Origin of the sequence: Methanohalobium sp. (assembly GCF_018609725.1) — an archaeon.
In the GTDB taxonomy this organism is placed as follows: Archaea; Halobacteriota; Methanosarcinia; order Methanosarcinales; family Methanosarcinaceae; genus Methanohalobium.
In genome coordinates, this window is the sequence record NZ_JAHENT010000095.1 from 1 (window position 1) to 10,894 (window position 10,894).

Below are 10,894 nucleotides of genomic sequence, written 5' to 3' on the forward strand. Positions count from 1 at the left end.
CACGTTCAATTTCCAGTCTCTGTGCAGATTTTAACATTGCTATACGCAATGATATATCCTGAGGAGCTGTGGCCATCATCTCAAGTACTTCAGCGTACTCCACCCCGCTTGACTCAATTATCTCTGCAAGGTTTCTAAAAGTACTTGAATTTGCATGTTTAAAATGGCCGGTATCAGTAATGATACCTGATATAAGCCCTATAGCAGTTCGACGGGTAATGGGTGCTCCCATTGATTTTAATACTTTAAATACTATTTCTGCTGTTGATGTTGCTCTGGAATGCAGGTAAAAATCAGCTTTTTCAGTTAACGCTGTTGTTGAATGATGGTCTATAACACAGTAATTAGGTAATTCTATATCGTTTAATTGTGAACTTGTGGATGTATCCACCACAACTACAAATTCATAACTTTGAGGGTCTGGTTCATCCACAACTTCAATATCCAACCTGTCAACAAGCAGTGCTGCAAGTCTATTGCATCCTTCCACAAGTCCTACTGTACCACCAACAGCTTCAGAAAGTGCAAACGCGCTACTTACTGCATCCGGATCTGCGTTTCGGTGACATAAAAATAAAATATTATGATAGTCCAGGAGTCTGCTGTAAAACTCCGTTTCATCGACCTGCATTTGCACCTCTCGATGGTATGCCATAATGATATACCTATGGCTTACTGTTATCTAATATGCACATAACACCTCAACCGATGTTACTGTGCCTGACCACCCTGCTGCTGTTTGCCCATTGACTGCTGGAGTTGTTCCTGGAGCTGTTTGAATCGCTTTGAGATACGTTCTTCTTGACGGTTGATAGACTGGAGTCTCAGTGAAAGGTTCTCTTTTTGTTCTTCCAGTTTTTCAATCGCATCATCTCTGGTGGTTTTTACCTGAACATTCCCAACCATTCTGTACACTGTTGCATCTTCTGGAAGTTTATTCAATTCTTCAAGAGCTTTTTCGGTCTCTTTTTGAGATGATTCCACCTGATTTTTCTGTACTGCTAACGACTGTGCTTGTTGCTGCAATTGCTGTAATTGCGACATCTGATTCTGTGCCTGTGGAGGTAATTCCTGACTCATTTAGTTTCACCTGTTATTGCAATTAACTTGAAATGATTTGAATGTTTCCATGATAATAAAAATCTACTTAAATTTACCTATATTCTTCATTAAAAAAAGGCTGTGTTACCTCTCCAACTTCATATGCAATCTGCACCAAACGAAGCCATGTATTCAAAGCAGACCTCATGGATACAGAGTCATTTGCTGTTATGTTTAATAATAGACCTGTTTCATTAACAGAAATATCAACAACTGACCTTTCAAAATCATTGGATTCTGCTTCCGGTAACACTGCCCTGTAGATATTTTCTGCATAATTCGTTTCAAATATGGATTCAGCTGTAACCCTCACATCAAACACCATCATTAAAAACTCTGTAACTCTTTATTCTAAAACTAAATAACAATCCTCCAGAATCCATAAAATCAATCGAATCCTTATCCACACTTATACATCTGGGGTTAGATTGTTCAAAATATTTCATATTTTCAAATGAAAGTGTCTTTGCAATTGTTTCGGCAATATCATTACCTCCTGAAACAACTGGTATTTCTTTTTTCCTGTTTACAGATTTAAAATTTTGAGGATAATATACATTCATATAAATAGATAGTTTGTAATTTCCAAACTGATCAAATATATCAAAACTTCCAGGATTTCCGTGAGATTCTCCTATCAGCAATACCGGAACACCGGGATAAATACCAAAAATATCCTCAAAAGACCTTTTTCCACGATTTACATAATCACAGTTTAGAAAACGGGATAAATGTTTGCATAATGTACGGGTTTTGGATGAGGGTTTACGAGAGGTGGACAGTATCATATGGGCTAAAATACATTCAATCCCAATATTTAGTTTTCCCGGTGTAAAATTAAAAAAACAAAGTAAAGCGTATTTATTCTGCTTTGATACGCTTTATAGTAGTTGGACGTTCTTTTACAAGTATACGATGTCCACAGTAAGGGCAACGTATACCTGTGTAATGATAATCAATCTCAACTACTTTCTTACATCGTGTGCACTTGTACCCCATAGTATTTATTCAACCTCTTCTTCAATAGCTTTCTTGATAGATCTTGGGACAGTTTTACCCACACTGGTCTGAGGAGTATAAGTTCCACCTGCGAAAGTATGTCCACATTTGGTACACTCCCAAATACCTGTTCCTGTTCTTCTTACTGAAACACGTGCACAGTTAGAACATCTGTGCTTTTTATGCATCTGTTCTTCAATATTTGCTATTAATTTGCGGTCTTTTCGTCCGTATCTTGTACCAAATCTTCCTGCTGATCTGGTAACTCTTCCTTTTGTTCTATATCCTTTTGCCATATTATCAACCTTTAGGAATGTGAAAATTACTTTTTATATAATATCGATTAAATGTTTAGATATTGGATAAATATTTCTCTCTTATTTCAGATGCCCTTGTTCTTGCTATATTAACAGCCTGTAATACTTTTTCCTCTGTAAGGCTTCCTGTTCCGCTTTTTTGCATGGCTGATATGGAACCGTCCTGATTGGACACTACTGTGATTTTAGTGTCACAAACGGATTCTTCGTTATAAGTAGGGTCAACCATTAATTCTCCACTAATATCCACCAGAGATATTCCTACTGGTATATCGCGTACAGGCATCATCATATCTTCACCGTACCCTTCGCTTTCAGCAGGAATATTTGTGGTCATAAGTGCTGCAATCGCACCAATTGATGCTGCATCCATAATATTACCGTCATCATTGAGAACGTTGACATCTATAAATACTGTCCAGACTTCTTCTCCTTCCGTAATACACAGCTTATTTAAATCTATTGCGCCTGATTCACGTATTCCTCGATCAACAACCCTTGCTATTTCAATAGCATCCTCTTTTGGAGGACCTGCTTCAAAATCCGGTGAAGCGATTGGGTTTAGTTCCAAACTGGTAATAATTATCCCTTTGTCCGGTGTATCAGGGAATGGCTCACCTACCTGTAGTTTGACACCAACTATCAACTGGGTATCTCCCCAGTAAACCTTTGCAGAACCTTCTGCATTACCTATTAGACCTGTCTCGATGCTGATATCACGTATCTCGTCAAATGCACGGGTATCTTCCCGTTTTTCTTTAAGCATCAGATGATAAACATAATCCTTTTTAAGTTTTGACATTACTTCACTGGTCATCTGATTCACCTTCTGTATTATTTCTCACAATTTCCACAAAAAAATCCTCTTCATCCGAATCATCCTCATTATCTTCAGATTGTTCGGTTTCATCTTCAAGGATATCTAATGTGTCTGTTTCCTGTTCTTCCCGATTTTCAGAGGATTCATCAGACAGGATATTACCGGAAATTAATTCACTGCTTTCTGTATCAACAGATTCAGTCTCCTGTTTAGAAGATTTTTTAGTTAAAGGTACAGATTGTATTTCAGTATCTGCCTCCTCATATTGACCGAATTTTTTAAGGAGCGCTTCCCTTTGAATTTGCTGAATCTGTTGGCAACCATTTTTAACAAGTTCCATTGCCTGTTTAATTTCATCTTCAGTCAGGTGTCCATCCATTTGAATAAGTGTGATTTCTCCATCTTGAGTAATTGCAACTGGCAGATCTGCTTCTCCTTCATTATCCTCTTTTTTATTTAAATCCAGTACAAGCTGACCATCAACTTTTCCCACCGCACAGGCTGATACCAAACTTTTCAGAGGTATTCCTGCATCGATTAAAGCAAGTGTTGCAGCATTAATGGCAGCAGTCCTTGTACCTGCATCTGCTTCAAGTACTTCGGAAAAAACATCAATAACAGTGTTGGGATAAAATTGTGTCATGACAACAGGTTCAAACGCCTCGCTACTAACCTTGGATATTTCACTACTTCGACGACTTGGACCCGGACGCTGTCTATCCTCTACAGAAAAAGAAGCCATATTGTATTTGTAGCGTATGACTGCTGCATCGGGACGCTGCATACGCCTAGGATGTAATTCACGGGGTCCGTAGACTGCAGAAATTATTTTATTGTTTCCCCATTCAAGGTAACAAGAGCCATCAGCTCTGGACAAAACACCTATATCAACTTTCATCGGTCTGATTTCATCGGTACGTCTGCCATCAACACGTAAACCGTTTTCATCAATAAACTTTGTTGGTTCATTGTTCATAATTTATTATCTCCAGATTATTTACTCATTCATTTTTCACTTTTCTCCTTGTTCCCATCCTTATCTTCCAGTTTTTAAATATATAAATCCATAAAATAAGATTAAAATCAAATTATATTAATCATGTGATGGGTCCAGTAGTGCATCGATTTTGCGACAGGTATCTTCTGGAGTGTCGTGGTTTTTGGAATTTTTTCTGAAAGATTTTTCTTCGGATTGAGAGTTATCAGAACCTTCAGAACCTGTTTGTTCACTGGATTCTGTTTCAAAAAGTTGCAGGATTTCATTGTTGTTGTTATTTAAATCACAATAATAGGATTTTTGCACTATCAACTTAATAGCTTTTTCTAAGTAATCCATATCTTCATCTTTACCATTAATCCAGATTCTACCGTTTTGACCTACAAAAATATCACAGTTAAATTTTTTCTTGAGCATTGATATTACAGAACCGCCTTTACCGATTATGTAGGGAACCCTTGTTGATTTGATTTCAACTATACGCCCTTCATTGAGGGTTTTTAGATTCCGACCAGTAATGGTAAGTTCCACTTTCATGGACATACTGACATCTTTTATCTGCAGTATTGCTGAATCACCAACATCAAGAAAATCTGTCATTTTTGATGGGTCAATACGTGCCGGATATTCTGATAGATGCATTAACCCTACATAAGGAGAATTAATATCAAATACCCAATTTGAGGGTGTTACTTCCATAACGGTACCAATAACCAGGTCTTTGGGGACAGGAATATATTTACCTGAAAACGGTACAACTGTTACTTTTTTTTTATTATCCAGTATGCCGTACAAAAGAGAATAAACTTTCCCATCTTTCACATAGGTTCCAGACCCTGAATTTTCAGCATTTTCTGATAATAATTGACCTGGTAGCACAATATTTTGATCCATAATGTGTTGCCTCTTACAAAAGTTTGGATTCAGCTTCACCTTTTGTCAAACGGTTTATAAGGCTGTAAAAATCATTCTGTACACCTGCAGGTATTCTTACTACAGCCACCCATGAGCCATCATTTTGCCATTCTTCCTTTTCCACTGTACCGAATCTGGATATTTCACCATAGGATTTTGCTGCATAACTAGCAGGAATCTTGACAGCTACTTTTACTTCTTCAAACCGAATCGGTATAATGGGTCTAATTGCTTTTAATGCAGTATTCACCTGTTCATCTACACTTTTTAACAAATCAATATTAACTTTTGCCTCTTCCATCGCACTTTCAATTCGGCTTGGTGGATGTGGGGTTTTAGTCTGAGGGTTTATTGCATTCTGGGCAATGATATTTACAACCTGCTTACGTTTTTCATCCAGCATTCGTTTTCTTTGTTCTTTAGTTAGCTGAATATCACCGTGTTTTATGATGTTGTATATGATTTCATAGACATCATCTGTTCCAAATATCTCCTGTATATCGGATTCAGATGCAAGATTTCCTTTATTAGCATCTTCAAAAACTGATTCCACTGCAATAATGTCTTCTATATTGATATCCTCTCCTCTTTTAATATCAAGTGCCCCATCAGGGTCTACAAATACCTCAAACTGTTTACCACCTTTTTTATATCTTGCAATTACAGAATCATCAAGGGATATCATACTTTTTGCTCCTTTTAATTTAAATCAGATGTTCCGGGAGAGATTATTCTTCGCCGGAACTTTCCTCAGGTTCTTCTCCTTTATGTTTCTCCAATTCTTTATTTACATAATTTTCTACTTCTTCATTGGAGAATTTTCTGAATTCCTTTGTATCGGTAGTAATTATGCCAACTTCAAGTGTTGAAGCATCAAGTTTACCTTCTGTAACATTATATAGTGCATCCATACCAAGCATTATTGCAGAATCAATGTCCATGTCGTCACTGTAATTTGCTTCAAATGTTTCCATGAAGGAATTTCTACCTGCTCCGATTGCTGTTGCTCTGTATTCAAGAAGGGCTCCACTAGGATCTGTTTCAAATAATCTGGGGTTATTATCATCGATACCTGCTATCAGCACGGCAGTACCATAAGGACGTACTCCTCCAAACTGGGTGTAGGTCTGTTTATGGTCGCATATCTTTTTGGCTATGACCTCTACACCTATCGGTTCATCGAATGACACCCTGTTGACCTGAGCTTCAACTCTTGCTCTATCCACCAGCGTACGTGCATCTGCTACAAGTCCTGATGTTGCTACTCCTATATGGGCATCAATCTGGAAGATTTTCTCAATTGATTCTGCCTCTATTAATCTGCTGGTTATTCGCTTATCAACCAGTAATACAACCCCATCTTTTGCTTTTATACCTGCAGCAGTTGTGCCTCTTTTAACTGCTTCCCTCGCGTATTCTACCTGGAAAAGTCGTCCATCTGGACTAAAAACTGTAATTGCTCTATCATAACCCATTTGTGGTGCGCTCATTTGCATGTATTAATCAACTCCATCTCGCATAAAAATTTGTAATAAGATATATTAGGATTTGTACTCTTTTAAATATGATTGTTCTTTCGGATTGAATACTTCAAATTCTTCCAAGTATTTTTTTGTTGCCCCTTTTACAGTGCCTGATATACCAAGTATGTGTATAACAGCCTGTGTTCCTGAGATATTTGAAACTGTTGCAAGTACTGCACGTGTTTTATCAGTAGTATTGTGGTTACACCGTATTATACCTTTTGAATTTTCAAAACTTAATAATCTGATATTGCATTCACTTGAACCAAGGTCACCTATCAATGAACTGGCACATGAAAAAATCTCTTTTATCAAATCATCCCTTGGTACCTCTTTTTCTGAAATCAATTCAAATGCAAGATACCTTTTACGGTTTCTCAAAGTAGGTGGAAGTATTTTCACACTTATTCACCGTCGCTACTTATTATTTCTTCATTAACAATTTCTACGCCTCCCTGTACAATACCACTGTTTCTATTTTTGGTGATAATAGATTCAGGAATATCACTAAGTGAAGTTATGGCTTCCTCTCTACTCATACCAAAAAGCTTTGAAAGTGCTATCATTTCTTCAGGTGCACGAAGGTCAAAACAATTGTATGCATTGCTTGTTAATACAGTTGATACATTGTACTTTCTTGCAAGTTCAAGATTTTTGCTGAAAAATGAAAGTGTATGAACCCTTTTTCCACCACGTCCTTTTATAATAGAATCAAGGTTAAATTCTATTGCCACGTTGTTGTGACTTGCTGATTTTGCAAGCACGTGGTTTATACCGCCATTTTTTGATGTTTGGGGATGTGCAAGAATATCCACTGCAGGAGTTTCTACTGCCGCACGGTTTATTTCTTCATTTCCACCGTGGACAGCCACTACATCCACATTTTTTCGGTATTTTCCTACCAGACCATTGAGTTTAGATGGATTAGATACTACTATTTCTACTGCCTTATATGTATCAATTCCGTCTTGCATACTTCCTTCAAGATAGGGTTCTTCTACATTACTGTGGTTTGTAATTGCAAAGCCACTGAAACCTAAATGTTTTGCAAAAGCCATTACATCTTTTACTGTATCCTTACCATCTGGAACAGTATGAACATTGAAATCATAAAATCTGGGATTACCCAAACAAGTCCTCCACATTCTTTTTTGCCTGTTCCCAATTTTTAGGGTAGGTTGCAATCTTTATTTTAACTATAATAGCATCAGACGATGTTGACAGTAATAACCTACCAAGATATGATTCCTGTTTATTGAATCTGAGATGGAAAACTTGTTCATCATCAAGGCGGTCAGGTATCTCTTTATAAACAGTAGCTAAATCCTGCGAGCTCAGGTTGTCCTTTATAAATTCAACCAATCTTTTGCATTCGGATTTACGGGTTAATTCAACACTGCAAAGAGATATAGGATTCCCGTAATGACCTTCAACATCCAGTACTTCAACAATCTCATCTGTATTGATATTACTTACAGAATTCAACAAAAATAAATCCAGAGAGTTTTTTACTCTGGATTTTTCTTCTGTTGCGTGTGATGTTGCACGCAATGTTATATAATGTATCAATTGAGTCTACCCAAAGCGTTTATTTGGTTTTTCCTGTACCTTTACCGCTTTTTCTTATGCCTCTACCTTTTCTTGAAGCACTAGTTTTTCCGCGGTGGGATCGTCCTTTTTGTTTGTTGGAACAAACCCAGTTAAGGTCTTTATCGCTTTTTATTACCGGATGGTTTGGATCAACAAGAATAATTTCATACCATTTGGATTTTCCATCTTCAGCCACCCAGTAAGAATTCAAAACTTCCATGTTGGGGTATTTGCGGGATGCACGTTCTTCAGCAATCCTCTGGATGCTTTTACCAGTTGTTATTTTGTTTTTGCCCATTCGCTGGGTACGCCGTCCAGCATTGTATCTGGATTTTCTCATCCCTCCACGCCGTACCTTTGCACGTACAACAATTATACCCTGTTTTGCCTTGTATCCAAGTGTTCTTGCACGGTCAAGACGGGTAGGGCGATTTATTTTTGTAATTGAACCCTGTCTTCTCCATTCCTGCAAACGCTGCCATCTAAGGTTATCTACGTATGTCTCTTCAGGTTTTCTCCATGCTTCTCTTATATAATTATAAAACGGCTTTGACAATTTTCTCACCTGGTTTCATTTTAGTTTCATGGTTCAACTCATATTTTGAGTCACATTCCGACGGGATAACATCCCGTAAATGAAACAAGTGCACTACAAACTTAATATGATTTAAAGTTTTTTATGCAACTATATTGAGTTATATTATCATATAAAAATACAACCATGCAGACAGAAAAAGGAAATCAAAAATAAAAGTTTTTAATGATGAGGCATCATCTGCAAATATACAATGCCTCATCACTGAATGACCCCACTCTTTACCCGCTCTCATAAATATTATTTGCAGTGACTAATATATAATCTTAAGAAACTCTGTTACATAACTAAATTACATATAGTTTGTTCACTGGGATTATAAATAGAATCATTAATATCCAGCCAATACATCATAACATGGAGATTAATCAATGACCGAAGAAATTGGAAGCATACTCAGTAGAGGTTTTAATACATTCACCAGAAACCTCAACATAACAATACCATTTATTCTAAATATGATTCTGAGCGGAATAATATTCATCCTAGGCTTAACTGCATTTACTGCAATGTTTGTCATGCCTGCCCTCCCCTCAGAAGGTCTGGGACAGGCAAACGTCAATGTTGAACAGGTGATGGATATTTTATCATCAGTATTTATTGAGAACCTATGGATTGTAATCGCTGGAATATTGATACTTGTCCTTCTTATAACGTTTGTACAATCCTATTTCACAGCCGGTGCTATTGGAATGTCAAAAAGTGCTACGGAAAATGGTAATACTGATATAGGGAAAATGTTTAGTTATGGTAGAGAAAACGTTGTCAATATGTTTTTTTTAAAAATCCTTATGGGGCTGATAACATTTGCAGGAATCATATTTTTAGTACCTGGGTTCCTTTCAGTAGAAGATTTGGATTTATTAATATCAAACCCCCAAATGGCTACTGGAAGTACCGTTATGTTATTTGCTGGTTTTCTGGCATGGATGCTTTATATAGTAGCAATAAGTATAGTCCTTGCATTCACTGAATACGCTCTGATAGTTGATAAACTCGATCCTGTAAGCTCAATAGAAGAAGGATTTAACAAATTCACGAAAAACAAACTCGATGTTTTTCTTTTATGGCTGGTTCTACTGGCTATTTCTATATTAATGGGAATTATAGGAGAATTTATAGGAATTACTGAAATAACTACAATCGCATGGGGATTTATAAATCTAATACTGTCAATTATCATAATTCCTGCACTGGAAACTATCTGGTGGACAAGACTCTATATGGATAAAACAGGCAAAGATATATACAAACCTGAGGAACTGATTAATTACTAAAAATTTATTTACGAATATGGGGCAACAGAGGTACGTGAAAGCTAACAGTTTCTAACCGCTTCCTTAAATCAAAGATTAAAGGATATCTTTAAACTTCGTTTAAAGATTGATGAAACAACCCCGTTGATGTTTGATAAGTTTATGATAAACATAAAAATCGCTAGCATCAGATAAAATTTATCTAGTTTTAAAACGTATAATCAGTATTAAGGCATACCGTGGGGCTCGCGGAAATCAACGGCTGTGGAGATGGTACCTCTACGACTGGTTTCGACATCGGTTCGCAAGTACCGTCTATGAACCAGCAAACGCTCAACCTCGTCAAAGGTTGAGGCTCTCGAGGTTCAATAGAACCTCACGAGTTTACTCGTGAGAGAGCAGTCAGCTATGATAACCCCTATAATACCATAACTTAAAGATTGAATAATGTGAATTACTCCTCCCTTTTGGGAGGAGGTTCCTGTTTCATAGTTTGTTCTAACGAACGCAACTCCACAGGCTCTACTCCTCATCCCGAAGGTGACTTGATGCCTAGTAGATTCTGTCTATCCAGTGCAAACTTTTTAATGTTAACTGATGCGTTGATGTCTCTATCATGTGTCGTTTTGCAGTCAGAACACTCCCATTCTCTGTCTTTAAGTTCCAAATCCTGATGATAATATCCACATACATGACAGATTTTACTTGATGGGTCGAATTGTCCTATCTTGATGATATTTTTACCATACCATTCTGCTTTATATTCTAATTTCTGTACAAA

17 protein-coding genes are annotated in these 10,894 nt (G+C 37.0%); 1 reads left to right on the forward strand and 16 read right to left on the reverse strand.

The window, feature by feature from the left end:
- From QZ276_RS06345 to QZ276_RS06415, 15 genes are all read right to left on the reverse strand, one after another.
- Positions 1-631, reverse strand: a 631-nt coding sequence (locus tag QZ276_RS06345) for a bifunctional oligoribonuclease/PAP phosphatase NrnA (RefSeq protein ID WP_292486337.1), incomplete at its 3' end; no start/stop codon positions are given.
- 80 nt (positions 632-711) lie between these two features.
- Entirely contained in the window at positions 712-1,080 is a 369-nt protein-coding gene (locus QZ276_RS06350) for a prefoldin subunit beta (RefSeq protein ID WP_013194069.1), read from the reverse strand.
- Positions 1,081-1,153: 73 nt separating this feature from the next.
- Complete coding sequence (locus QZ276_RS06355; RefSeq protein ID WP_292486340.1) at positions 1,154-1,414, reverse strand: KEOPS complex subunit Pcc1; 261 nt, start codon at positions 1,412-1,414, stop codon at positions 1,154-1,156.
- A 1-nt stretch (position 1,415) separates the two neighbouring features.
- Positions 1,416-1,889 carry an rRNA maturation protein gene (locus tag QZ276_RS06360; RefSeq protein WP_292486342.1) on the reverse strand — a complete coding sequence of 158 codons (474 nt, stop codon included), beginning with the start codon at positions 1,887-1,889 and terminating at the stop codon, positions 1,416-1,418.
- 73 nt (positions 1,890-1,962) lie between these two features.
- Positions 1,963-2,100 carry a DNA-directed RNA polymerase subunit P gene (locus QZ276_RS06365; RefSeq protein ID WP_013194072.1) on the reverse strand — a complete coding sequence of 46 codons (138 nt, stop codon included), beginning with the start codon at positions 2,098-2,100 and terminating at the stop codon, positions 1,963-1,965.
- A 5-nt stretch (positions 2,101-2,105) separates the two neighbouring features.
- A complete protein-coding gene (locus QZ276_RS06370; protein ID WP_292486345.1) occupies positions 2,106-2,396 on the reverse strand; it encodes a 50S ribosomal protein L37ae in 291 nt (96 codons plus the stop codon).
- Positions 2,397-2,451: 55 nt separating this feature from the next.
- On the reverse strand, positions 2,452-3,234 hold the full coding sequence (gene rrp42, locus QZ276_RS06375; protein WP_292486346.1) for an exosome complex protein Rrp42: 783 nt from the start codon (positions 3,232-3,234) through the stop codon (positions 2,452-2,454).
- A complete protein-coding gene (rrp41, locus tag QZ276_RS06380; protein WP_292486349.1) occupies positions 3,224-4,213 on the reverse strand; it encodes an exosome complex exonuclease Rrp41 in 990 nt (329 codons plus the stop codon). Before rrp41 ends, rrp42 begins: the two co-directional genes overlap by 11 nt.
- Before the next feature lie 117 nt (positions 4,214-4,330).
- Positions 4,331-5,128: an exosome complex RNA-binding protein Rrp4 gene (gene rrp4 / locus QZ276_RS06385; RefSeq protein WP_292486351.1), complete on the reverse strand. Its 798-nt coding sequence runs from the start codon at positions 5,126-5,128 to the stop codon at positions 4,331-4,333.
- A gap of 13 nt (positions 5,129-5,141) precedes the next feature.
- Positions 5,142-5,834, reverse strand: coding sequence for a ribosome assembly factor SBDS (locus tag QZ276_RS06390; protein ID WP_292486353.1), 693 nt, complete (start codon positions 5,832-5,834; stop codon positions 5,142-5,144).
- A gap of 43 nt (positions 5,835-5,877) precedes the next feature.
- Entirely contained in the window at positions 5,878-6,645 is a 768-nt protein-coding gene (gene psmA, locus QZ276_RS06395; RefSeq protein ID WP_292486354.1) for an archaeal proteasome endopeptidase complex subunit alpha, read from the reverse strand.
- Positions 6,646-6,690: 45 nt separating this feature from the next.
- The gene (locus QZ276_RS06400) at positions 6,691-7,074 is read right to left on the reverse strand and encodes an Rpp14/Pop5 family protein (RefSeq protein WP_292486356.1); all 384 of its coding nucleotides are present in this window, start codon (positions 7,072-7,074) and stop codon (positions 6,691-6,693) included.
- Positions 7,075-7,076: 2 nt separating this feature from the next.
- Entirely contained in the window at positions 7,077-7,802 is a 726-nt protein-coding gene (rnp3, locus tag QZ276_RS06405; RefSeq protein WP_292486358.1) for a ribonuclease P protein component 3, read from the reverse strand.
- Positions 7,795-8,241 (reverse strand): RNA-binding protein, encoded by a 447-nt coding sequence (locus QZ276_RS06410; RefSeq protein WP_292486360.1) that lies wholly within the window; start codon positions 8,239-8,241, stop codon positions 7,795-7,797. The genes rnp3 and QZ276_RS06410 overlap by 8 nt, the downstream gene beginning before the upstream one ends.
- A 19-nt stretch (positions 8,242-8,260) precedes the next feature.
- Positions 8,261-8,818 carry a 50S ribosomal protein L15e gene (locus QZ276_RS06415; protein WP_292486362.1) on the reverse strand — a complete coding sequence of 186 codons (558 nt, stop codon included), beginning with the start codon at positions 8,816-8,818 and terminating at the stop codon, positions 8,261-8,263.
- Positions 8,819-9,228: 410 nt separating this feature from the next.
- Here QZ276_RS06415 and QZ276_RS06420 point away from each other — a divergent pair, with 410 nt between their 5' ends.
- Complete coding sequence (locus QZ276_RS06420) at positions 9,229-10,134, forward strand: hypothetical protein (protein WP_292486364.1); 906 nt, start codon at positions 9,229-9,231, stop codon at positions 10,132-10,134.
- A gap of 508 nt (positions 10,135-10,642) precedes the next feature.
- On the opposite strand, the gene QZ276_RS06425 is transcribed toward QZ276_RS06420, so the two are convergent.
- Positions 10,643-10,894: zinc ribbon domain-containing protein (locus QZ276_RS06425; RefSeq protein WP_292486366.1), on the reverse strand; the 252-nt coding region annotated here is incomplete at its 5' end.

Coding starts and splice junctions, on each gene's coding strand:
- QZ276_RS06350 (WP_013194069.1), bottom strand. CDS start 1,080: ATGAGTCAGGAATTACCTCCACAGGCACAGAATCAGATGTCGCAATTA.
- QZ276_RS06360 (WP_292486342.1), bottom strand. CDS start 1,889: ATGATACTGTCCACCTCTCGTAAACCCTCATCCAAAACCCGTACATTA.
- QZ276_RS06365 (WP_013194072.1), bottom strand. CDS start 2,100: ATGGGGTACAAGTGCACACGATGTAAGAAAGTAGTTGAGATTGATTAT.
- QZ276_RS06370 (WP_292486345.1), bottom strand. CDS start 2,396: ATGGCAAAAGGATATAGAACAAAAGGAAGAGTTACCAGATCAGCAGGA.
- rrp42 (WP_292486346.1), bottom strand. CDS start 3,234: ATGACCAGTGAAGTAATGTCAAAACTTAAAAAGGATTATGTTTATCAT.
- rrp41 (WP_292486349.1), bottom strand. CDS start 4,213: ATGAACAATGAACCAACAAAGTTTATTGATGAAAACGGTTTACGTGTT.
- rrp4 (WP_292486351.1), bottom strand. CDS start 5,128: ATGGATCAAAATATTGTGCTACCAGGTCAATTATTATCAGAAAATGCT.
- QZ276_RS06390 (WP_292486353.1), bottom strand. CDS start 5,834: ATGATATCCCTTGATGATTCTGTAATTGCAAGATATAAAAAAGGTGGT.
- psmA (WP_292486354.1), bottom strand. CDS start 6,645: ATGCAAATGAGCGCACCACAAATGGGTTATGATAGAGCAATTACAGTT.
- QZ276_RS06420 (WP_292486364.1), top strand. CDS start 9,229: ATGACCGAAGAAATTGGAAGCATACTCAGTAGAGGTTTTAATACATTC.